The sequence below is a fragment of the Cyclobacterium sp. SOCE241 genome, from assembly GCF_056867545.1.
Genome location: NZ_CP149779.1, coordinates 2,649,381 through 2,672,861, shown reverse-complemented (window position 1 = coordinate 2,672,861; position 23,481 = coordinate 2,649,381). Strand labels below are relative to the sequence as shown.

Annotated in this window: 18 protein-coding genes and 7 pseudogenes; 5 read left to right on the top strand and 20 right to left on the bottom strand. The window is 38.4% G+C overall.

Features of this window, described 5'->3' with window-relative positions; all coding sequences use genetic code 11:
- Positions 1 to 50 precede the first annotated feature (50 nt).
- From WG932_RS13285 to WG932_RS13270, 4 genes and pseudogenes are all read right to left on the bottom strand, one after another.
- On the bottom strand, positions 51 to 908 hold the full coding sequence (locus WG932_RS13285) for a transglutaminase family protein (RefSeq protein WP_483088255.1): 858 nt from the start codon (positions 906 to 908) through the stop codon (positions 51 to 53).
- A gap of 42 nt (positions 909 to 950) precedes the next feature.
- Entirely contained in the window at positions 951 to 1,694 is a 744-nt protein-coding gene (locus WG932_RS13280) for a proteasome-type protease (RefSeq protein ID WP_483088254.1), read from the bottom strand.
- A pseudogene (locus WG932_RS13275) lies at positions 1,691 to 2,670 on the bottom strand (alpha-E domain-containing protein). Before WG932_RS13275 ends, WG932_RS13280 begins: the two are co-directional and overlap by 4 nt.
- A gap of 21 nt (positions 2,671 to 2,691) precedes the next feature.
- Positions 2,692 to 4,117, bottom strand: a pseudogene (locus WG932_RS13270) (circularly permuted type 2 ATP-grasp protein).
- A gap of 604 nt (positions 4,118 to 4,721) precedes the next feature.
- Between WG932_RS13270 and WG932_RS13265 the strand changes: the two are divergent.
- The gene (locus tag WG932_RS13265; RefSeq protein ID WP_483088639.1) at positions 4,722 to 5,759 is read left to right on the top strand and encodes a DUF4221 family protein; all 1,038 of its coding nucleotides are present in this window, start codon (positions 4,722 to 4,724) and stop codon (positions 5,757 to 5,759) included.
- 190 nt (positions 5,760 to 5,949) lie between these two features.
- On the opposite strand, the pseudogene WG932_RS13260 reads toward WG932_RS13265, so the two are convergent.
- A pseudogene (locus WG932_RS13260) lies at positions 5,950 to 8,008 on the bottom strand (S9 family peptidase).
- Positions 8,009 to 8,122: 114 nt separating this feature from the next.
- Here WG932_RS13260 and mscL point away from each other — a divergent pair.
- Positions 8,123 to 8,542 carry a large-conductance mechanosensitive channel protein MscL gene (gene mscL, locus WG932_RS13255; protein WP_014018617.1) on the top strand — a complete coding sequence of 140 codons (420 nt, stop codon included), beginning with the start codon at positions 8,123 to 8,125 and terminating at the stop codon, positions 8,540 to 8,542.
- 41 nt (positions 8,543 to 8,583) lie between these two features.
- On the opposite strand, the gene WG932_RS13250 is transcribed toward mscL, so the two are convergent.
- From WG932_RS13250 to WG932_RS13235, 4 genes are all read right to left on the bottom strand, one after another.
- Positions 8,584 to 9,618 (bottom strand): hypothetical protein, encoded by a 1,035-nt coding sequence (locus WG932_RS13250; protein WP_483088253.1) that lies wholly within the window; start codon positions 9,616 to 9,618, stop codon positions 8,584 to 8,586.
- 8 nt (positions 9,619 to 9,626) lie between these two features.
- Entirely contained in the window at positions 9,627 to 10,685 is a 1,059-nt protein-coding gene (locus tag WG932_RS13245; RefSeq protein WP_483088252.1) for a ComEA family DNA-binding protein, read from the bottom strand.
- Entirely contained in the window at positions 10,682 to 11,509 is an 828-nt protein-coding gene (locus tag WG932_RS13240) for a PorV/PorQ family protein (RefSeq protein WP_483088251.1), read from the bottom strand. Before WG932_RS13240 ends, WG932_RS13245 begins: the two co-directional genes overlap by 4 nt.
- A 74-nt stretch (positions 11,510 to 11,583) precedes the next feature.
- Positions 11,584 to 13,041, bottom strand: coding sequence for a BamA/TamA family outer membrane protein (locus WG932_RS13235; RefSeq protein ID WP_149392619.1), 1,458 nt, complete (start codon positions 13,039 to 13,041; stop codon positions 11,584 to 11,586).
- 74 nt (positions 13,042 to 13,115) lie between these two features.
- On the opposite strand from WG932_RS13235, the gene yidD reads away from it, so the two are divergent.
- Entirely contained in the window at positions 13,116 to 13,337 is a 222-nt protein-coding gene (gene yidD, locus WG932_RS13230) for a membrane protein insertion efficiency factor YidD (protein ID WP_041934531.1), read from the top strand.
- Positions 13,338 to 13,345: 8 nt separating this feature from the next.
- Here the strand turns inward: yidD and WG932_RS13225 are convergent.
- The 7 genes and pseudogenes from WG932_RS13225 to WG932_RS13195 all read right to left on the bottom strand — a co-directional run bounded on the left by WG932_RS13225 (position 13,346) and on the right by WG932_RS13195 (position 18,627).
- Positions 13,346 to 14,448, bottom strand: a pseudogene (locus WG932_RS13225) (prolipoprotein diacylglyceryl transferase).
- A gap of 30 nt (positions 14,449 to 14,478) precedes the next feature.
- Positions 14,479 to 15,753, bottom strand: a complete 1,275-nt coding sequence (gene nadE, locus WG932_RS13220; RefSeq protein ID WP_483088250.1) for an NAD(+) synthase — start codon at positions 15,751 to 15,753, stop codon at positions 14,479 to 14,481.
- Between the two features lie 22 nt (positions 15,754 to 15,775).
- Positions 15,776 to 15,961, bottom strand: coding sequence for a hypothetical protein (locus WG932_RS13215; RefSeq protein ID WP_483088249.1), 186 nt, complete (start codon positions 15,959 to 15,961; stop codon positions 15,776 to 15,778).
- Positions 15,931 to 16,332 carry a nitrilase-related carbon-nitrogen hydrolase gene (locus tag WG932_RS13210; RefSeq protein ID WP_483088248.1) on the bottom strand — a complete coding sequence of 134 codons (402 nt, stop codon included), beginning with the start codon at positions 16,330 to 16,332 and terminating at the stop codon, positions 15,931 to 15,933. The genes WG932_RS13215 and WG932_RS13210 overlap by 31 nt, the downstream gene beginning before the upstream one ends.
- A gap of 40 nt (positions 16,333 to 16,372) precedes the next feature.
- Positions 16,373 to 17,115 (bottom strand): annotated as a pseudogene (gene rnc, locus WG932_RS13205) (ribonuclease III).
- 2 nt (positions 17,116 to 17,117) lie between these two features.
- Positions 17,118 to 18,371: a beta-ketoacyl-ACP synthase II gene (gene fabF, locus WG932_RS13200; RefSeq protein ID WP_014018609.1), complete on the bottom strand. Its 1,254-nt coding sequence runs from the start codon at positions 18,369 to 18,371 to the stop codon at positions 17,118 to 17,120.
- Positions 18,372 to 18,390: 19 nt separating this feature from the next.
- The gene (locus tag WG932_RS13195; RefSeq protein WP_010855324.1) at positions 18,391 to 18,627 is read right to left on the bottom strand and encodes an acyl carrier protein; all 237 of its coding nucleotides are present in this window, start codon (positions 18,625 to 18,627) and stop codon (positions 18,391 to 18,393) included.
- A gap of 147 nt (positions 18,628 to 18,774) precedes the next feature.
- Between WG932_RS13195 and WG932_RS13190 the strand changes: the two are divergent.
- Together WG932_RS13190 and pyk are read left to right on the top strand one after the other, a co-directional pair.
- Positions 18,775 to 19,202 (top strand): annotated as a pseudogene (locus tag WG932_RS13190) (IPExxxVDY family protein).
- A gap of 11 nt (positions 19,203 to 19,213) precedes the next feature.
- Positions 19,214 to 20,641 (top strand): annotated as a pseudogene (gene pyk, locus WG932_RS13185) (pyruvate kinase).
- 236 nt (positions 20,642 to 20,877) lie between these two features.
- On the opposite strand, the gene WG932_RS13180 reads toward pyk, so the two are convergent.
- Genes WG932_RS13180 through WG932_RS13165 form a run of 4 tightly spaced genes read right to left on the bottom strand, consistent with a single transcriptional unit; the run spans position 20,878 to position 23,480 of the window.
- Positions 20,878 to 21,594, bottom strand: coding sequence for an NFACT RNA binding domain-containing protein (locus WG932_RS13180; RefSeq protein ID WP_483088247.1), 717 nt, complete (start codon positions 21,592 to 21,594; stop codon positions 20,878 to 20,880).
- 35 nt (positions 21,595 to 21,629) lie between these two features.
- Positions 21,630 to 22,442, bottom strand: a complete 813-nt coding sequence (locus WG932_RS13175; RefSeq protein ID WP_483088246.1) for a hypothetical protein — start codon at positions 22,440 to 22,442, stop codon at positions 21,630 to 21,632.
- 1 nt (position 22,443) lies between these two features.
- Entirely contained in the window at positions 22,444 to 23,205 is a 762-nt protein-coding gene (locus tag WG932_RS13170) for an MBL fold metallo-hydrolase (RefSeq protein WP_014018605.1), read from the bottom strand.
- A complete protein-coding gene (locus tag WG932_RS13165) occupies positions 23,202 to 23,480 on the bottom strand; it encodes a hypothetical protein (RefSeq protein ID WP_014018604.1) in 279 nt (92 codons plus the stop codon). The genes WG932_RS13170 and WG932_RS13165 overlap by 4 nt, the downstream gene beginning before the upstream one ends.
- Position 23,481: the final 1 nt, after the last annotated feature.

The following is a 23,481-nucleotide window of genomic DNA, read 5'->3' as shown; positions in this document are numbered from 1 at the left end:
GATAAAATTTTGTTACAGGGGTAATTTTTTAATAAAAATAGATATTTGTTTTAAATTTGATGAATGCTCACAGAGGTTTGTAATGTTGAAGGTTTCAGGTTTTCTCCGCCATAGGTCCCGTGAACAGGAAGCGTGTTTTCCGGAAGGAAACTAGCTGCTAGAGGGATATAGTGTTTATCGGCCATCAGGCCCAAACTTGGATCTAGCCCTACCCACCCGGCTCCGGGTAAATAGGTTTCTACCCATGCATGAAGTTCATGCCCTTCTTCCAGTTCGGGGTTAAAAGCATAACCACTGACAAACCTTGCCGCCAATCCTACATGTCTCAACATTTCCATTAACATAAACGAAAGGTCTCTACAAGACCCTTTTCCCGCGGCAAAAGTTTTAGCAGCAGACCAGAGGTTTTCTTCTTCTCTAATGATATGGTGCCAATCGGCATGAATGGCTGCGTTTAGTTGGGTTAAAAATTGGATGGGATCATTGGTGTTTAATTTTCCCAGACTATAGCTTTTAAGCAAATTATTACCTGTATGATTTAAGTAAGGTTGTAAAATGGGCCTATCATTGGGCTCATAAGAAAAAGGGATGTCTGCTTCCGGGTTGAATTGCTGTAAAAACCATTGATCAATTAAAAACAGGAAAGGGTTGAAATGCCTTGTTTGTACTTGAAATTCTACTTGAATAATCATGCTTTCAGTTTCCCCTTTAAACCAAGCTTGAAAATATGGGTTGCCTTCTATACTGTACCTTTCATTCATTCCCTCAGGTTCCGGGACAATTTTTAGGGAATAAGTTTCTACTTCCAAATAATTCCTTTGGAGAGGCTTTAAGTAAAAATGATGAGGGTTTAAACTGATTAGTTTTTGGTAATTATAAGTTGTGTTATGTTGTATTTTCAGGCGCATTTTTGCTTGTTATTTAATTGAGAAAAGACAACAATTTCTATTTTACTTAATCATATTCCTTTTTATTTTCCGCAGAAAAAGCTTTTTTAAGAATATCTGCCGGAAGGTCATGGATGACTTTTTTAATGAATCATTCCAAAATTCAGAAATGTGATTCAATTCGTGTTGCTCGAATCGATTTTCCACTATATTGTAACTGTTATTTTCTAATACCACCGTGTCCACCGGATAATCCACATCGTTGGAACTGATCCTAGTTGCATCGAAGGCTAGAAATGCACTTTTCAATGCAAGCAATAGTGGTTCATCATATTTAAGTGACCTTCTAAGCACTGGGTTGCCAAACCCGGTGTTTCCAATAATGACAAATGGGGTCCCCTGTCTGATCTCTATCCAATTACCCTGAGGGTAGAGCAAGTAAAGTTTGGGTTCCTTGTCCTCTTCAAGTTGTCCGCCAATGATGGAAAATAAATTAAAGTAAAACCCTGATTTTTCTAATGAGTCTTTGTCTTCCCCTGCTACGCGTTTTACTTGATCGGCAAAGCCGTTGACAGCTTTATACAATTTGTCATAGGTTGAATCGTTTTTTTCAATTAATTCTCCAAAATAAGTAATGGCTTTGTCTCGAACAGAGCGAAGGCCGGAGGTCATAATAAAGAAGGAATGGTTTCTTCTATTGACTGTATATACTTTTTTAGAAGTGGTTGTATCATTTCCGGATGTAATCCTAGTGTCCGATAAACCTAATATTCCATGTTTTGTTTTTATTCCAATGCAGAAAGTCATTCTTGTACCATAGTTTGGCTGGCAAAGTTATCTTTTATTTGGAAATAATTGTCGTTTATTTTATTTGAGATATTATTAATTTTGATTTGAAGTTGCTCGATGTATTCATGTAAGCCATTGGAAATAATATCGTTGACATCGTCAAACTCAAGCTTTGAACGCAATTCTCCCATGGCCTTTTCTGCACTATTGGAATAACCTTCACCGTTAGAGTTAGAAATTTTATACAAACATGTCTCTGCTTCCTTCAAACAAAAGAAAACGGACCTGGGAAAGTATTTATTTAAGACAAGAAATTCTACAACTCCCGAAGGTGAAATGTTTCCATAAAGTCTTCGGTAGGTATTGAACGCAGTAACGGACTTAAGCAACGCCATCCAGTGTAGAAAATCCAATGGAGACCCAACTTCCTCAGGAGAAGGAAGTAGAATATGGTATTTAACATCCAGAATTCTGGAGGTTTTGTCAGCTCTTTCCAAATACTGCCCTAACTGTCTGAAATGCCAGCCCTCTGTACGTGCCACCGTATTGTCTGCGAGACCGTAAAGCAGGAGTATTTGTGCTTTAACTTCTTCAAAGAAATTTCTTGGATCGGCTTTTTCCACACTTTCCCTTCAGAGGCTTTGTTTACAAAATGGTAGGTCTCATTTAATTTTTCCCATGTCTCTTTGGTGAGGTTTTCCCTGATCATCCTTGCATTTTCTCTGGCTTTGGAAATTGAGGAAATTATAGAATTGGGATTGCTATGGTCAAATGCCAAAAAATAAATCACTTCATGCATGTCAAAGGATTGATTCCGAGTTTTGTACAGTTCGTGATCGCCGGTGGCCATTATTAAAGGTTCCCACTGCTCTTTTAAGTCAGGAGGAGAGTCCAGCATAAGGTTGAAATTTACATTGATAAATCTGGCATAGTTTTCTGCCCTTTCGGTATATCTTCCTAGCCAGTAAATCGAATTTGCTACTCTACTTAACATATTATCGCTTTTGCTTTTAGATTAATATAGCACCCAAGTGTCTTTACTTCCACCACCCTGAGAACTATTGACTACAAGAGATCCTTTTTTTAATGCGACCCGGGTAAGTGCCCCTGGTATTACTTCCACCTCATTCCCATACAATACATAAGGCCTTAAATCTACGTGACGCCCTTCTATTGTTTTATGATCCACTAAGGACGGAACTGTTGAAAGGGATAAAGTAGGCTGTGCAATATAGTTGTTGGGATTATCTTTGATCAGTTGCCTGAATTTCTGATGTTCTGATGCATCAACTTTAGGTCCGATCATCATTCCATAACCTCCTGCAGCATTGGTTTCTTTGACCACAAGGTCTGCAATATTTTCTAAAACATGCTTCCTGTCTTTTTCCTCTCTACATAGGTAAGTCGGAACATTATTGAGAATGGGATCTTGATCCAAGTAATATTTAATTATTTTGGGTACATAAGCATACACAGCTTTGTCGTCGGCTACGCCCGTCCCTGGAGCATTTGCAAGAGCTATATTGCCTGCCTTATAAGCCTCAAAGAGCCCCGGAATCCCAAGCATTGAGTTGGGGTTAAACGCCAAAGGGTCGAGGAAAGTATCATCGATTCTTCTGTACAGTACATCTATCTGTTCAATACCTTGAGTGGTTTGCATGTAAACCTTTTTGTCTTGAACGAGTAAATCCATTCCGGAAACAAGTTCTGCCCCCATTTGTTGAGCGAGGTAGGAGTGCTCGAAGTAGGCAGAATTATAAACTCCGGGAGTCAATACCCCGATTACCGGCCTGGGTTTATCGGACAAATATTGTAACATGTCCAAAAGTTTGGTAGGATAATCTGAAACGGGTCTTACCCCTAGTTTATTGAATAAATTAGGAAAGGCACGTTTAATAATTTCACGGCTCTCCAGCATATAAGAAACACCTGAAGGACAACGTAAATTATCCTCCAATATATAAAATTCCCCATCATTGTTCCGTACTAGGTCTGTTCCTGTAATATGGCACCAAATGCCTTTTGGAGGTGTCATGCCCATACATGGTTTTAAAAGTCTTTGCTTCCCAGAATTAAGTCAGCAGGTACCACCTTATCTTTTAGAATCTTTTGTTCGTTGTAAATATCCTGGAGAAATAAGTTTAAGGCAGTGATTCTTTGTTTTAACCCCTCATTGATCTTCTGCCAATCATTGCCGGGAATTATTCTAGGGATGATATCCAAATGTAGAATTTTTCCAAACCTTCTTTGTCATGATAAACATTAAAGGTCATTCCCATGGCCATCTGAGCCTTATCAGCAGAGAATTGTAACTGGTTTAGTTTTTTTGCTGAAATGGTATCAATGAATGCTCCAAAGCTGGAATAATGTTCCCTTAATGTGCGATCTCCATCATACATTTCATCATAAAAAGAGTGTTGTGAATCGTGGTTTACGTTCATATTGTCTAATTAATTCAGTTGGATCAAAGATTAAAAAAATATAATTTTTATAAAAAATAGGTAAAATATTTTAATAATACAAAAAAATGGGGGTGGTTGTTGGTGTTTTAGAAAAATTCCCTTAGGATTCTACTCCCACTTGTTAATTATTTTGTTTTAATGTCAATCATAAGTCTGGGGCTTGTTTGAAAATAATTTTGTCTCCGCTTAAAAAGCTGCTTTAAATCCAAATTAGAGGCTATAAAATAAATACTTTGGCAAAATTGTAAATGCAAGTTAGAATAACTAAATTATCAGGTATAAAAATTATGCTTAAGTATTATTAAGCATTGGCTTTAGGGTTCAATGACTTAAAATTTCAGCATCTTAAGAAGGTAGAGGTAGGGCGGAAAAACAAATTCAGTGAAAAGGGTAAAACTTGGAAGTAGGACCATCACATTTATAATAACAGCCACATGGGCAGAAGACAAAATACATTAGACAAATACAAGCTATACAAAATCTCTGGATTCATAGTAATGATTTTAGCGATGGTTTTTGGATGTGAAAAGGATGAAAAGGGTAAAGCTATAGTGCTAAAAAATTAGTTCAATCCTCCAATTCAATAAGAATACCGATTGATTCATTGACAGATAATAGAAGCATGCAGTTGGCATATCATCAGGGTTCTAAAGGTTGGTTTTTTAATCTTAACCCGAAAACGAATGAGATTCAGATGTATGACATGGAGAATAAAACCCTACATAAAAGGTTAAGGTTTTCTGTTGAAGGCAACAATAGCGTAGGTCGGATATTTTCATTCTACATCCATAAGTTAGACAGTATCTTTCTTTTCCAGCAATTTAGTCCAAATATATATTTAACAGACACAAGCGGGTCGGTCAGAAAAAAAATCACAGTTCAGGTACCAGAGATGCATACTTCCCCTTTTGTCCACTTAACGTATTTTTCTTCTCCGGCGGTGCTAGTTGGAGAGGATTTAGTGGTAAAAACCCGTCCTGCGGATGTCCATAACCAAATTACAAATGATGTGCTGTCCAAAAGACATTTGACTTATAGCATCAACCTTAACAATGGAGAGACAGAGCTTTTGTCCCACAAATTTCCCAATAACTATTTGGTAGATGGGTATAGGTTTTTCGATTTCAGCTTTGCAAAAGGGTTAGACAAATGGGTTTATTCTTTTCATTCCGACCATGACTTGTATTATTCAGATGCAAGGAATACTTCTTTAGCTTCAGTTACTGCAAAAAGTAATTACATTAACGGCTTTCGAAACTTCGATTTGTCAGGTTCTAGAGAGGAGAATTACAGGTATTTTGCTAGTGCACCGAATTATAAAAGCATCTTTTACGATAAATTCAAGAATGTCTATTATAGGGTTTGTTATCCGGAAATAGAATTAACTAGTGAGGAGGAAATAATGAAGTATAGATTCGTTCCAAAGATGTTTTCCATATTAATTTTAGACAGCGAGTTGAATGTTATAGGAGAAACCCTATTTGAAAAGGAGAAATTTTTACCGGACAATCTGTTCATTACTGAAGCAGGAGTGTATTTGTCAAAAAACCACCCGGATAATCCGGATTTGGAAGAAGACTACCTGTCTTTTGCTTTATTTGAACTATTGGATCTAAAGTAAAATTCATGTTGATCAAACCCAAAGTATGTAAACCCCTTGCAAGCAGGGGATGCATATTCTTTCTTGGATTAGGAACAGGTATTTCCCCTAACTAAGCTCCGGATGGAGGAAACTTATGTTACTACAAGGGATAAAAAAAGCCTGTTGAAAGGAACAACAGGCTTAATAGAGTTTATGATTTTACTTTAGGTCAATTTTCCACAAGAGATAAAATAAAGGCATATTCCATGGCCAATTCCTTCAACGAGTTAAAACGACCGGAAGCGCCACCATGACCGGCCTCCATATTGGTGTGAAGTAAAAGTAAATTGTTGTTGGTGCGTAATGCACGAAGTTTTGCTACCCACTTGGTAGGTTCCCAGTATTGTACCTGACTGTCGTGTAAGCCTGAAGTCACTAGTAAATGTGGGTAATCCTGCTCTTTCACATTGTCATATGGAGAGTAAGAAAGCATGTAGTCAAAATAGCGTTTTTCTTTTGGATTGCCCCATTCATTAAATTCACCTGTAGTTAAAGGGATGCTTTCGTCCAACATGGTGGTTACCACATCTACAAAGGGAACTGCAGCCACTACTCCGTAAAAAAGGTCCGGACGTTGATTGATTACAGCCCCTACAAGCAGTCCTCCGGCACTTCCCCCCATGGCAAAAAGTTTATTTGGATGAGCATATTTTTCACGAATTAAAAAATCTCCACAAGCAATAAAGTCTTCAAAGGTGTTTTTTTTTTTAGCATCTTGCCTTCTTCATACCAATGTCTCCCCATTTCTTGACCCCCTCTGATATGGGCAATTGCAAAGACAAAACCTCTGTCCAACAAACTCAGTCTACTTGAACTAAAATAAGGGTCTGAGCTTAGTCCATAGGAGCCATAACCGTATAGAAGTACCGGGTTTTGTCCTTCTTTGGCAAATAATTCTTTTTATAGACTAAAGATATAGGAATATCAGTACCATCCTTAGAACTTGCCCAAACACGTTCGGATTGGTAATCTTCCGGATTATGGCCTCCCACGACTTCTTGGCGCTTCATAAGTGTCTTCTCTCGTGTTTCCATGTGGTAATCAAAGACTGAAGCAGGAGTGGTGAGCGAATTGTAGCCATACCTAAGTACTTCAGTATAAAATTCAGGGTTGGTGCCGATCCAGACTGTATAAGCCGGGTCTTCCATTTTAATGGTATGCTTTTTCTCTCCATCCCATGACCTGATTTCCAATCGCTGCAATCCATTGAATCGATTGGCAATGACCAAGTGATGCTTGAATACTTCAAATTCCTCTAAGAAAACGTTTTCTCTCACAGGAATAATGTCTTCCCAATTTTCTTTTTCTGTCTGGTCTATAGGGGTTTTAACCAATTTAAAATTCTTGGCTTGATCTGCATTGGTAAGGATAATAAAATAGTTACCATAATGATCTACTTCATACTCTAAGTTGGCTTGCCTTTCCTGAAGTATTTTCCAGCTTTCATTTGGCTTATCTACCGGAAGAAACCGGTACTCTGAAGAGATTGTGCTTTGGCTAACAATAAATAGAAATTCTCTGGACTTTGATTTTTTTAAGCCTACCGTAAAAGTCTCATCCTTTTCTTCATATACCAATTCGTCAGTTTCTTGAGCAGTTCCCACAACATGCCGGAAAATTTTATTAGGACGAAGGGTCTCCGGATCCTGCTGTGAATAGAAAACTGTTTGATTATCTGCTGCCCAAACAATACTCCCCGTGACAGCTATTAGTTGATCTTCTAAAATACGATCACTGTCGAGCATTTTGAAATAAATATTGTAAATCCTTCTGCCAACTGTGTCGAGGGAATAAGCCAGGAGTTTGTTGTTTTCGGAAATAGCCAATGCATTGACATTGGTGTATTCATTGCCTTCAGCCAATTCATTTACATTCAATAGGGTTAGTTCTTCTGCTTCTAAATGCCCTTCTTTTCTACAGTATATGGGGTATTCTTTGCCATTTTCAAAGCGACTATAATAGAAATATCCATTTTTAAAATAGGGAACACTACTGTCTTCTTCCTTGATTCTCCCTTTCATTTCTTCGAAAAGGGACGCTTGTAAGTCCTCAGTTTCTTTTAGTTGGCTGTCGGTGTATTTATTCTCTTCCTCTAAATATTGAATAACCTCAGGGTTTTCTCTATTATTCATCCAGTAATAGTTGTCTGTCCTACCGGTTTCATGAGAGACTAGGGTTTTGGGATGAATTGGCGCAATTGGTTGATTTATATGTTTTATTTTGGACATGCCTGATTTGTTGAAATAGTGTTTGGGATATAATTATTTTGCAATAATCATAGAATTTTTCTTATATTGAACGGCTTATTAAATTTATTTATAGAACCATTAACCAACAAAAGTATGGGATTGATTAAAGAATTCAAGGATTTTGCCGTAAAAGGTAATGTCGTAGATTTAGCAGTTGCAGTTATTATTGGCGCTGCATTTGGGAAGGTTGTTTCTTCCTTAGTAAATGATATTATCATGCCACCTATCGGACTTCTTGTCGGGGGAGTAGATTTCACAGATTTAGTAGTTGTTCTCAAGGAAGCCTATATTGATCCGGCCGGAGAAGAAATAAATGCAGTAACCATTAATTATGGCACGTTTATTCAATTTGCCGTGGATTTTACAATAGTGGCTTTTGCCGTATTTATGATTGTTAAGGTGATTAATAATTTGAAAAAGAAAGAAGAAGCTGCACCAACACCACCGCCACCAACTGTCAATAAAACAGAAGTATTGTTGGAACAAATCAGGGATTTGCTGAAAGAAAAATAAGATTTAATGTTAGAGATTTAACCGATAAGCCTTGGACTTGCTTATCGGTTAAATTGATATCTCAATTGGAAAGTGGTCTCAACCATTTTATTTCCTGCGATTTCTTGCAATCCGGATCCAATTTGCTCTCGGTTGGTATAGTTGGTTTTAGCCCACCTCCCCCAAATTGTCAACCTAGGGTTTACTTTATACTGCACCAATAAATAGGTTCTTATTCCTTGATCGTAAAAATTGGGTATAGAAAAAGCCCACAAAACATTTTTTTCATAAAGGTACTGTCTGTTTTCGTAATCATTAGTGTCAAATAAAGCAAGACTTCCCGAAAATTTCCAAGCCCCTGCCTCTCCGGATATACTCTGTGCAATTAAAAATCCTTTTGATTTTTCCCCGGCAAATTTATAAAAACTTTGTTGAACCCTTGATTTTAACTGCCAGCTTCGGTTGGGATGATAATTAAGACTCCATACCATATTTTGTCTTTTTCCTTGAGCGAGTAAATACTGGCTGCTTGGCTGGTCTTCAGATAATAAATTCCTGCTTTTTATTTCTTCTCGGAATTGAATAAACAGTGTAAGTTGCTTGTTGGGTTGAAATTTAAACCTACTTAGCCATTCATGGCCAATAGAAGGTGCATACACCCTAAAACGCATCCAAGGAAAACTGAAATAGTCATAATAGGCAGACCAACTGAATTTTCTATTGGGTTTAAAATAAACCCCCATATACAAGCCTTCTTCATTGATGGGGCGTGAGCCCTCTGAAAAAGCATTTCCATAAAAGGTATGAAAGTGTCGATCGTATTTTCGCCATACCAATGAAAAATCTAATTTGCTATTGAGGCTACTCATAAAGCCTGCGACATGGCCCATTCCCCCACTTTTAGAAAGAGCTGTTTCACCAAAGAAATAATGATTTCTAAAATTGTAAGTGAAATATATACTATGAACTGTGTTGCTTTTACCTTTAAATTCGAATTGATTGTAAACCCTTTCTGTTGGATAAATGGGCTGACTGTATCCGGTATACAAGGAGTTTACACCAACTTTAAGCGTTTTATCGAAATTCTGGTAGCCCAAATTTACACCTAAATTTTGTTCGTTTGCTTGTGCTTTTTTTGGATTTCATTTTTTGTACGATGCAGACCTGATAATACCAAGGAAGATAAATAGGAGGAGGAATTGTCTAAACTATCTATCGTGGTCTGAATATTTGCATCCCTTGATTTGTTGGAAAGCATAAATGTCATATCTAATCTACCCATAGAATAAGTTGCTGCTAGACCCCTAAAATAGCCTGCCTCCAGAACAGAGGTGTAAGGCCTTACGCCTATAGAACTTCTTTTTACTGTGGTAATTGTTTCAGCTCCTTTTCCGACGGAAAATCCTGAACCAAAAACTAATCCCTGTCCGTATTGTAATTGGTAATCCCCTAGAGATAGCATTTTTAAGCGTCCCTTGTTGTACAAAGTGTAATGGAAAGAAAGAAAATTAAACCCATATCGTTTGGTTTGAGGATCCCAAGTAAATAATTCACCGGCATCTTTATCTAAAGTCAGTCCGATACTAAAATCTGAAGGTTGTTGCAGGCGAAACCTTAGGTAAAGGTTATTTGGATCTCCCATATACCTGCTACTCAACGTTCCATTGGCCAATGTGTCCGGGAGAGAAAATCCCTTTCTTTCTTGCCATACTCTATTATGACGTAAAAGTAAATAGGCATTTTCCGCTTTTGCCATGCGCTTAAAACCCGGGAGGCTTTGGTTAGGGTTGGAGGAATTGATGATCACAAAAGGTAAGAGGTTTTCGATGGTTGTTAAAGTCCAATCAGGAATTGCCTGTAGTTCATATAGGGATACAAAGTTGCCCAATTGATTCCTGTAATTGATGAAAGATTCTATTTGTTTCGGACTTAACAGATAGAGGGATTGCAAGTCTGTGCTTGTAGCCTTTTGAAGGTCCAAAGGCTGAAAGTAATGTTGAAGAAGGCTTTCGTAGAGGTCTTCATATGGGATGTCTTCTTCCTGAAAGGCAAACCTTTCCTCTATAAATGCTTCTATATCAAGTTCGGTTTTTGGTATTTGTTGGGCGTAAAGCCCCATAGTGGCTACCAATAAGGCTAGGCCGGTGATTGCCTTGCCTTTCATTGAGCAGAAAGGTTATAGTTTAAAGAAAAATGGTGGGTGAAACCCAGTAAATAATTTCGTGATAAAGCATAATCTACCTGATACCTTCTAGGTCGAAATCCAATGCCAAAATACAAATTATTGGGCTGACTTGTTATTCCTGTTCGTGCCCAGAATTTCTCTTCAAAACTATAGGCTATACCGGCTTTGAATTGGGCAGGGGAGGAAAGTTCTTTTTCAGTTTCAATGTTGACCATCAGGTTATCAGATGGTCGATATGAAATACCGGTTTTTACAATTGTTGGCAGGTAATTTAAACTGGCCTTGCTAATGGCTGCTCGAGTGATATTGTAAAGATGGGCCCCAAAAAATACGCCGGGGAAAAGTTCTGCGGTGCCTCCAAGTTCCAAAACCGGCCTGGCACTTCTGCCAAAACCTTCAATATTGGTTTGGAAATAATTAATTTTTAGGCCTAAGCTGGCCAGTCCCATCTGTTTTGCCAGTCCAATGCCGATCTGTTGTTGGTTAAACAATTCTCCACCGTAAGAGGAAACTCCTACCCCTAAAATGCCTAAATTTTCTGTAGGGATTGTTATTCCGGCTGCCAAAGTGGTTAGTTCATTTAGGCCTAGTCGGTGGTCATATCCTACTACGGCTAAAATATCTGTCGTTCCTTTGCCTAAAGCGCCTATATTGTTAAAAATTGCCCAAGGTTCGTGGAGGGTTACACTGGCATTTCCTAGGCCAAGGCTTTGCGCTCCTTTTGGGAAATGGTCCATGCCATTTTGGCCCCAAGAAGTCCCGGTAAAAAGCAAAATTGAACCAACTAGCACCCATTTCTCCATAACCAAAAAAGAAAGAAAAAATAAAGTATTACTGGAATATACTAAAAATCCATGTAATCGAAAAAAATAACGAATTATATAGGAGCCTTCACATTGACAAAGAAACTGCCTGTCCCCATGTTATTTACGGAATATTCAAATCTAAAAACGGCGTCATACATACCGATTAGGTCAAGCCCCAAACCATATCCTAACAAATATTTATTAGTTAGTGCGGCGTTTAAAGGAAGGCGATTGGCATCTCTAACATAACCATGATCAAAATTGCCACTGAGGTAAAGTTTTATTGGGAACACCGAAAATTCATCAATCGGCATAATGTCAGAAATATCATAGGCTATGTCTAGTATTTCATAACGCAAGCTGTTCTTGTGGGCGATTAATTGTTGGCCTTCGATAACATTGAGTTCATAGCCCCTGATAAAATCCGGTTTATAACCTATACCGCGAACCAGTGTATAAGGCTGATTATCGCTAAAAAAAGCAGAGCCTGAAATTCCTGTAGCAAAGTGAAATTTATCTCCTAGTTTGTTGTACTTGCTGGCCATTATACTAAATTCCAACTCATCGATGTCATCGTTTCCAAACATTCCATATTTGGTAAGGCTGGCATCCAACATGGTTCCATGGGTTGCATAAGAGACATTGTCACGGTTGTCATGACGGTACCGATAAGAGGCGAGAAAGTATTTTAATTTTTGGTCATCGTGGGTAAAGTAGTTGGGTTTTTCTTGGATAACATCTTTATGAATCCAAGTGTTGTGGTAGCCTGCCGTAAAGTAATGGAAATTATAGAAACTACCTCTGAAACTATAAGTTAGGGAGGCAGCGAGTGTCTTTTTTAAAATATCCTCATCAGGATTTCTGTAAAAATACTGTTTGTTTCCAACTGATTTTATAGGGATGTTTTTGTTTGTATTGTAGCTAAATTTGGCTGCCAAGCCATGTAGTTGATTTTTATCAAAATAGGGGATGGTATAATTCAGGAGAATGGCTTGTGTAAAGCCCACCTGACCAATTACTCGAAGTTTTTCATTTCTTCCTCCGATATTATTGTGATCCAATTTAATCCCATAGTTTACCCTGGAAAAATCCCTATTTTGATTGGACCACCATTCAGAGAAATTTCGATCTGCCAAATTAAAAATTATGCTGGGAAGGATGTACCACCTTTCTTTGACGGAGACTAAAATTTCAACTTGTTCTTCGCCTACAAAAAGTGGGGTGACAGTGGCAGTAGTGAAAAGCCGTAGGTTGTAGATTTTTTTTTGGTCGGCTGTGACCAAAGCTACAAATTCCTCCCAGTTATAGGTCATGTTTTCGGCAAGGTTCATCTCCCGAAGGATGATGTTCTTGCGTGTTTTTTCATTGCCAACAATAAAAATATTATTAATTGTAACTTGCTTGGGAGTACTGGTATTATTGGGGCTAATGTATAAACTGTCACTATTTTGGGCAAACAAAATTTTACCACCTGTTCCCAGGATGCATATCAGTAATAAAAGCCGGTAAAATAGCTGTTTTAGGTTCAAGAGAATCTAAATTTTGATGTAAGAAATAGAACTTTATTTATATAAATTAACTTGTTTAATGTAAATACGAAAAAGTGAAGAAAATAGTGAAAAATATTGCTGTATTTCCAATATTGATTTATCAATATGCTATTTCTCCCTTGATACCGAGGTCCTGCCGTTATTACCCAACCTGTAGTCAATATACCAAAGAGGCCATTTTGAAACATGGTGTTTTGAAAGGTGGATGGTTGGGAATCAAGCGAATAGGTAGGTGTCATCCATGGGGAGGACAGGGCCATGACCCTGTCCCTTAATTTAGTTTTTATGGGGTGCTTTTCCCTTTTTTATTTTTCAAGGAATAAACGATCAAGCCTAAACCTATAATTACCAGTGGAATACTTAAAGCTTGCCCCATATTGAATGTGAGATTATCTTCAAAATCAACTTGATTTTCCTTGAAAAATTCCCAAACAAAGCGCATTCCGAAAACTGAGATTAAGAATAATCCCAGGTATAAACCTTCAGGTATTTTTCTTTGTATTTTCTCCAGCCTAGGAACAACAATAGGAAAATGAGAAAATAGGTTATAGATTCATAAATTTGAGTAGGGTGTTTGGCAAGGCCAAAGGTTTTAACTACAGCCAAGTAATGATCCCCTTGATCTTTAATTACCAGATTTAATGGAGCCTCAGGGTCTTCGGCCATGTATTTTTTGGAACTTGCAAACCTTGTCAATGCATATTTAACATCACGCTCCAGTACAGATTTTAGATTCGATTCATCAAAACCACCCTTTTCAATTTCAATGTCAAAATTTACCGGTACACGACCATCTCCTGAAAGCTCTCCTTGGCGATCTTCCGGTTTATAAGCATTGATCGAAATTATGGGAAGATTCATGGTAGCTAGAATTTCTTCAGTTTCTCTAGCAAATACAAAGCCACTGTCTGTACCTGTTGCTTTTCCACCAATTTCTGAATTCATTAAATTTCCGAAACGAATCAAAGCTCCGGTTAGGGCCACTACAATAACAATTCTGTCTACAACCCACAAATAAGATTGGCCGGGTGTTCTCTTAGCATAAAGCCATAAGGCGAAAAGGATGGCGATAGCAGCGCCGTGGCTGGCAAGACCTCCTTCCCAAACTTTTAAAATATCTATAGGGTTGCTTAGGTAGCGCTGGGGTTCATAAAATAGAACGTGACCCAATCTTGCTCCAATAATGGTAGCCAGTACCATATAAATGGTCAATTTGTCAACCAAGTTTTCATCATGTCCTTCCTTTTTAAAGAAATGGATCATGAATTGTTGAGAGATTATAAACCCCATAGCAAACAACAAGCTGTACCAACGCAACCTGTCAAATCCTGAAAAAATCGAAGGATTGGGACTCCAAACGACGTAATACAAAATACTGTTAATCATGGTTTATTCTTTTTGATGATAGTCGTTGATTTATTCTTCAAGTTTTTCCATTAAAGCCAATTCTTCCCGATACCCACCGGATAAAACCGGAAACCTGTACCATGTTTTTGGGTCAACATTGAACTCATCCAAATGAAAAGAAACAGCCAATCTCTCCCTCTTCCATTGATTAATTGACCATAACCTAAAGAATTTGGCAATGTAACCTTTTAATACAGATGGTTCAAGAGAAATTTCTTCTTTCAAAATAAGGTATACATCCATAGGTGATCTCCTGTCTCTGATAGCCAGTTTTTCTATGGCAGAAATAATGGGGTAAGGCATAAGATCATCTTCATCTGTCTGGCTACGTTCCTGTGGCCTTAATTCAGCAGTAGGTTGCAAAGAGTTGACATAACTTAAACCCTCATAAGCTTTTTCCTTTTCTGCCCACCTTAACCATTGCAAAATAAAATCTTTGCTGACCGCTGCAATAGGTGAAATGCTGCCACTAGTATCCCCGTCCATTGTTGCATAGCCAAGATCTCCCTCACTTCGATTAGAAGTGCTAAGTAGTAAGAAATTTTTAATATTGGCCAGCATCCAAATAATGGGGGACCTTGCTCTTGCCTGAATATTTTGAAGGGCAATGTCGTCTTTTTCCCAGCTGAGCTTTCTGCCTAGTGCATTTTCTATTTTATGGGTATAGGAAGAAACTTCTTCATCTATTGTCCAATGGTGGAAAGTGGCACCCAAGCTTTTGGCAAGATTTTGTGCACTGTTTAACGTGGCAGTTGAAGAGTTTCTTGTTCCTTGATAAGCTGTGGTGAAAATTTCCTTTATGATTTCTTTGGTATTGCTGCTTGGGCTGATGTCATTCTCTCTATGGATTTTTTTCAGAAACAATGGGGCTCCAAACATCTCCACACCTCTTTTTACCATATCTGCAACCAATATGGCTATGGTGGAGGAGTCTGCGCCACCACTTAGGGAAAGGACAAACCCCCTGCTTCGACTCTTTCTGAGGTAGTCAAAAAGCGCCAATGTGCAGGCTGCCATAAATTCCTCGTTTTTAGTTTGGGAATTGTGTGTCAACTGTAAAGGTTTGGCACCTTTGGCCGGGAAATGAAAAGTTTGAAGTTGAACAGATTGGAAGGAAAGCAATTTGTTTTTTAGCAAAACTTCTCCCTCCTCAGCGTAAAGTACTTCCCCATCAAAAATCATTCGGCCACTTTCATTGCCCAATAAATTGACATAAAAATAGGCCACACCTAATTCCTTGGAACTCTCTTTTACCAGTAATTCTCTTTGTTCACTTTTGCCCATGGCAAAATGACTTGCACTGGGATTAAATATAATGTCTACCCCTCTTTTTTAAGGCGATGTCCGGGTCTTTTGCTCCCCTCCAAGCATCTTCACAGATTTCGAAACCGTATTTATGACCATGTTTATCGAAAATAATGTCTCCGAATGGGTATTTGCCATCAAAGCATTCAATGGTGGTTACCTCTCCTGCTTTCCAGGGGTAAACCACCTGCCTTCATAATGGACTCCATCTATGGCTAAAAATTGTTTGGCTACAAAGCCAAGAATTTCCCTGTCTTCTAATACTGCCATGCAATTGTACAATTGACTGTGGATTCTGCAGGGCAGGCCCACCAAAACGGTAATGTCTTGGGTATAAGGAAGGATTTTTTGTAGACTGTCCAGTGCTTTCTTAGGGTACCAATAGCTCAAAAATAGGTCTTCACTTCCGTACCCTGTAATACTTAATTCCGGCAAGCACAGGAGGTCAACATTTTTTTCTTTGGCCATAGCAATGGCCTGAATAATATTGTCTAGGTTACCTTCCCAGTCCAATGGAGTTTGATTGAGCGTGGCACCAGCGAGAAGTATTGGAGACATGAGGATATTTTTTTTAAGACCGGTTTAGGAATGCTTTTATTTAGGGGATTATCTGTAGTTTTTCGCAGGCTATTCTTGCAGCTTCCTGTTCAGCTTTTTCTTGGTAGCCCCTTTCCCTTCTGAGAAAGGTGTACCATTGATGTTCAATTCTACTTTAAACTCCTTGAAACGTTGGCTGCCTTCTACAGATTTTAGTTTAAAGTCTATTTCTTTATTGTCTTTTTGAGACCACTCTATAATTTTGCTTTTAAAATTGGTTGTAGTGGCAATGATATTGTCCAAGTCAAAAAAAGGATTGATTAACCTACTGTTGATGAACTTTCTGCAAAAATAGTATCCTCGGTCTAAATAAATGGCACCGATCAGGGCTTCCAGCGTATCTCCATAAAGAGATTTGAAACTATAGGGTACTTTGTTGCCCATTTCGGATTCCACAATTTTAGGCAATCCGATTTTTTGACCCACTTGGTTCAGGGATTCTCTGTTGACAATTCTAGATCTTGTTTCGGTAAGAAAACCTTCGTCACGATAGGGGAATTTTTGGAAGAGGAATTCGGCCACAATGGTGCCCAATACTGCATCTCCCAGGTATTCAAGGCGCTCATTACTAATTTTTACACCGGCTTTAATTTCTTTCGATGCAGAAACATGTCTGAACGCAAGTCTATAGAGAGATAAATTTAAAGGCTTGCTACCCACTATGTTTTTAATAGCGTAAGCAAGCCTTTTATCTTTCTTATTATAAGTTAGCTCTTGAATTCTGAGCAACCGAAGTAATTTCAAATTTATTCTGCTATTTTTTTGAAAATGATAGAACAGTTATGTCCACCAAAACCAAAAGTGTTACTCAGTGCTACATTGACCTCTTTTTTCTGGGCTTTATTAAAAGTGAGGTTCAGTTTTTCATCCACTTCCTCATCATCAGTAAAATGATTGATGGTAGGTGGAATAAGACTGTTTCTCATAGCCAAAATGGATGCTATGGCTTCTACAGCACCTGCAGCTCCCAGAAGGTGACCTGTCATGGATTTTGTACTACTGATATTCAAATTGTACGCGTGATCACCAAAGATATTTTTAATGGCTTTTACTTCACTAAGATCTCCAAGAGGAGTGGAAGTACCATGCACATTAATATAATCTATGGCCTCAGGTTTTAAACCGGCATCTTCAAGAGCGAATTTCATCACGTTTGCTGCTCCTCGTCCTTCCGGATGTGGTGCAGTGATATGATGGGCATCGCCAGTCATTCCGCCACCGATTAATTCTGCATAAATTTTGGCACCCCGTGCTTTCGCATGTTCGTATTCTTCCAAAATTAATGCACCGGCACCTTCTCCCAATACAAAACCATCCCTGTCTTTGTCAAAAGGTCGGGAGGCAGTTGCTGGGTCCTCATTTCTTTGAGACAAAGCCTTCAAAGCATTAAACCCTCCTACACCTGCTTCAGTAACTGCTGCTTCTGATCCTCCGGATATAAATATGTTGGCTTTTCCTAGTCGGATGTAATTGAATGCATCTATCAAGGCGTTGGTAGCAGAGGCACAGGCTGAGACGGTTGCAAAATTAGGCCCTTGGAATCCATATTTAATGGAAATAAACCCTGCAGCGATATCAGCTATCATTTTAGGGATGAAAAAAGGGTTAAATCTTGGTGTACCATCTCCTCCGGAAAAGCTTGTTACTTCATCCTGAAAGGTTTTCAATCCACCTATCCCAGATCCCCAGATTACTCCGGCTCTGGTAAGGTCTATCTTATCTAGGTCTAGCCCGGAGTCTTGCATGGCTTCAGCGACAGCTACCATTGCATATTGGGAATACGGATCAATTTTTCTGGACTCTTTTCGGTCCATAAATTGAAGTATGTCCAAATCTTTTACTTCGCAGGCAAATTGGGTTTTGAATTTTGAGGCATCAAAACGGGTAATAGGCGCAGCACCGCTTACACCATTCGACAAGCCGTCCCAGAATTCCGGGACAGTATTGCCGATTGGTGTAAGGGCACCTAAACCTGTTACTACAACTCTTCTTAAATTCATAAATGATTTTAAGTATGGGTTATTTTACGTTAGCTTCCAAATAGCTAACAGCCTGACCAACCGTACCGATCTGCTCAGCCTGGTCATCCGGAATAGAAATGTTGAATTCTTTTTCGAATTCCATGATAAGTTCCACTGTATCTAAAGAATCAGCACCAAGGTCATTGGTAAAGCTCGCTTCAGGAGTAACTTCAGATTCTTCGACGCCTAACTTATCAACGATAATGGCTTTTACTTTTTGTGCAATTTCAGACATTTTGTGATCAGTTTAGTTTAAACACACCGCAAAGAAAATTATTTAATACCTTAATGTCAAAAAAATGACAAACTAAATTAAGAACTTTCGCTCAAAGTTAGAAGTTGAAATAAAATTTTTACCTTTGAGCTTTTAAATTCTTCCTGAATGAAGAAAAGCAAGCTTCTTTATGAAACCACCTTCGATTTTGATCTTTTAGGCCTTGTAGCCCCTTTAAAGGACTATAAGTTAGCCTGGCTGATCAATACAACTTTGGGGATTCGTTTAAAAAAGACTGAAGATTATCACTTGGAATTCTTGAATCAACCGGATTTAATTATTTCTCAATTTATGTTAAAAAAGAACACGGATTTATTCAACTACTCAAAAATAAGTCATATCCGGTAGGCGGAGGCTCAAGATACCTGATTCCGGAACTCCAGAGTATGGATTACTTTTTACTCTGCCAAGACTTTACAGATGAAGTGGATTTAAATACGTATATTGACGCCCTTTCTAATGCAAGAGGAATACACAGTATTGTGAAAATTGATACGATTAAGCTAAAATCAAAAGAAAACCTGTTAACATATTAAATATATAGAAAATGAGAGTACCTATTTTTAATAAAACCAAAATATTAGCTACTATTGGTCCTGCCAGTAATAATAAGGAAACCATTACGGAGCTTGTGATGGCCGGGGCTGATATTTTCAGGTTAAACTTCTCCCATGGCGATCATAGCATTCATGCGGCAGTCATTAAAACCATCCGTGAAATGAATGACAGCCTGAACCTTAGTACAGGGATATTGCAGGATCTCCAGGGACCAAAAATTAGAGTGGGTGAGGTGGAAAATAATGAGGTGCTGATTAAGCCCGGAGATCCCATTACCATTACAAACGACCCTGTGGTGGGGACAGCCAGTTTGGTGAGCACAGTTTACCAAAATTTGCCCAATGATGTGGTCAAAGGTGACCGTATCCTTATCGATGATGGAAATTTGGAATTGGTAGTGCTTAAAACAGATGGAAAAAATGTGGATTGTACCGTAGTACATGGTGGCATTTTGAAATCCAGAAAGGGTATCAACCTTCCCAATACAAAAATTAGCGCACCATCTCTTACAGAAAAAGACTTGGTTGACCTTGAGTTTGGCTTGGAAAATGAAGTAGATTGGATTGCCCTTTCTTTTGTAAGAAGTGCCGATGATATTCTGGACCTTAGGGAAAGAATTAAAAAACCGGTAAATCTTGTAAAATTGTTGCCAAAATAGAAAAGCCTGAAGCACTGGAGAACATTGATGAAATCATTAATGCTACAGATGCAATTATGGTGGCTAGGGGAGACCTTGGCGTAGAAGTGCCTATGGAAATTGTTCCACTATGGCGAAAAAAATGGTAGAGAAATGTAAGCTCGCCTGTAAGCCTGTAATTATTGCTACCCAAATGATGGAAAGCATGATCGTAAACCCAAGGCCGACAAGAGCAGAAACCAATGATGTAGCATCAGCTGTTTTGGATGGGGCTGATGCAGTGATGCTTTCTGCAGAAACAGCTTCAGGAAAATTTCCTATTGCAGCGGTAAAGGCAATGAGCAGTATTATCGATCATATTGAGGTCAATGGAGAAGTGTACCACAACCTCTACAAAATCCCGGAAGATACTGAAAGCTTCCTAAGCAATAATTTATTGCTAATGGCTAGTAGGTTGTCTAGAAATGTAAAAGCCAAGGCAATTGTCGGAATTACAACCTCCGGATTTACAGCATTGCGTATTTCGTCACACCGTCCTTCAGCCGATATCTTTATCTTTACTCGGAACAAGAAATTGTTAACGCAATTAAGTTTGGTCTGGGGGTAAGGGCTTTTTATTACGATAGCCAAGTGTCCACAGATGGTACTTTCCATGATATTCAAGAAAGATTAAAATCTGAAAAACATGTGTCAGCAGGCGATATTGTTATCAATACTGCCAGCATGCCACTAAAAGCAAAAGGTAAAACCAATATGTTGAAGATTCATGTGGTGGATTAATCTCCACGGTGATAAAACCGGAAATGTTGGTTCATTTCTTTAGGAAAATGGCAGTCTGATTGATTAGGCTGCCATTTTATTTTTTTACTGGGTTTAGCCCGGATTATCCAAAAGAAGGTTTGTAGCACATTTAGTGGAAAAAATAATTTGCAAAAAAGTGCTTTTAATCAGCCTACTGTTAAGGCTTCGACAAAGGTTAATTATAAAAAATGGCTTTGGGAAAAACAGATTTGGCTTTACATTTCCTCAGGCCCCTCAGGTTTAATTAATATGACTTTTTCGCGATCCACCATCACAGCCCCCGGAAGTGAGCCTTTGACTTTCCTCACGTATTTACATGGAGTATAAATGACCGGAGCTAAAGATGCTGTTTTATTCTTTGAATAATGGGCTGCTAAGGCTGCTGCTCGTTCCAAAACTTGTTTAGTAGGGGTCATTCCTGATTGGGTTTTAATAATGACATGTGAGCCTGAAACGTCTTTGGCATGTAGCCAAATATCTTCTTTCCACGTGTACCTTCTCAATAACTCATCATTGGCCTTGGCTGATTTACCAACCCAGACCTCAAATCCCTCAACTTCAAACCGCTTATAGGGCAATTGTACCTGAGGCTTAGCAGTAGAAAATTTGTTCTCTTTTTTGAGCAATGTCTTTATGGATCTAAAATCCTCCGAATAGTTAATCGTCTCTTCTTCCTTAGCAATTTCATCCAGATCCATTTCCTTCTGGGCCAGGTTTTTTCTCAATTGGTCAAACTCAATTTTCTTATTCTTGCTCTTTTTATATAGTTGTTCCGCAAACTTTTGAGGGCTAAGCCCTCTTTTTAAAATTATTTCCCGGGTTGAATTAGTATAAAAATCAAAAAGATCTACTTTGTCAGCCCCGCTAGGAATTTGATGGAGATTGGCCATGATAACATCTGCTGTTTGGCTTGGAGGTGGTTCCTTCTCCATGCTTTCGAGTTTATCTCTGGTTTTATGGATGTAATTTAACGTTTTTTTCTCCGCTCATTGAGGTTTCGGAGCAATTGATTTTTTACCGATTCAAAGTTTTTTCTTACAACGGCCTTCTGAAAATAAAGATTGCAAGCTTCAAGGGGATTAGAAGTGCTTGCAATTGCTGATTGATAGGGTAATAGACTAAGCAAGTAATTGTCATTTTTCTTAAAAATTGAGAAAAATGGTACTTCCATCATTTCTAAGAGCTCGGTCATCAATGAAAATCGCTCTTCCAGGCCGACTTCCAGGTAACCTGCCTCTTTTAGCCAAGCTCTTGGGAGTTTACCTAAAGTGGGCAAAAATTGGGAAGCATTGCCTTCTAACTCCTTGAATCTTTCCCATGTGAGTGTCAGGTCTTTTTCTAAGCCTTGAATTTTTATCGTTTGGTCTTCTTTTAGTTCTTTCCTGAAAATATTGGATGGGAGATCTTCTTTTTCGGAGAAATAGAGAATATTTGATCGGCTTCCATGCATCTTAAACAGTAAGGCTTGGTCTTCATCCAAAATAAAATAAAATGCCCGCTCGAAGCTGAGTAAGCGTAGTTCAGTTATCTTTTTACCGATGGCTTCAGGAAAAAGATCTACATTGTTTTTTTTGCTTCTTTTAAAATCTTTCGGAAAACTTAGGCATGGATTTGAAGGCAATAGTAAAGCTCTAATGTAAAACGGCCGGCCATCCCTTCTTTTTATTTCAATGATTAATTCTTCTTTGTTTTGGGAAAAGCAAGCGACAACTGTTCCTCCCGAAATTTCACTTTGAAGCGCAGGGCATAAAAACTTAAAGAAGTGATAATTTAAGTGCATATTATAGGTGCAGTTTCATGCCGTCAAAAGCAATTTCAACATTGGGTGGCAGCGATAGGCTTACCTCTCTATGGGTGCCCATTTGATGGCTGATATGGGTCAGGTAAGCTTTTTCTGGAGCAACATGTTTTATGAATTCCAATGCTTCTGCTAGGGTGAAATGCGAGATGTGAGGTTTGATTTGTAGGGCGTTAATCACAAGTATCTTACTCCCTTTTATTTTTTTTATTTCTTCTGGAGAAACATAATTGGCATCTGTGATATAAGTGAAATCCCCAATTCTATACCCTAGAACAGGAAGCTTGTGATGCATCACCTGAATCGGATTAAATTGGATCCCTTTGATATGGAAAGGTGTATTTGTAATTTCGTTTAAAATCACTTTGGGTACTCCAGGGTATTTCGTAGGGGCAAATATATAGGAAAACTCTTTTTTAATTTGGTCTAGCACTTGTGCTGTGGCAAACAAAGGAATGTCCATTTGCTGCTTAAAATTAAACGGTCGTATGTCATCAAGACCTGCTGTATGGTCTTTGTGTTCATGAGTATATACTACAGCATCAAGTTGGGTGATTGGAGCCCTGAGCATTTGGGTCCTGAAATCCGGTCCTGTGTCAATAACAATACTTTGTCCATTTATGTCTAGGTGTAAGGAGGATCTAAGGCGCTTGTCTCTGTAATCCAATGAGGAACAAACATTACAGTTACAACCAATTACCGGAACTCCCTGGGAGGTTCCGGTTCCTAAAAATGTAATATTCAAAGCTTCAATTCTGTTTGTTTAAGTTCAATTAGGAAATCCTGTTGTTTTTGATCTTTAAAGGACTGAGGATTGAAATCAAGCATTTTCAAAATGTCTAATAATGCATTGATTTTGCCTTCTAAGGTGAAATATTTATTAATAATTACAATTTTGGTTTCCTTTAAAATACAAAAACCGGATTTAAAGTTGCCTTTCTCATATCTTAAATGATAATCCGATGAAGCAAAGATATTCTCCAGTTTGTCCAAAAAGTTTTTGGTGTATTTTATGGGCATT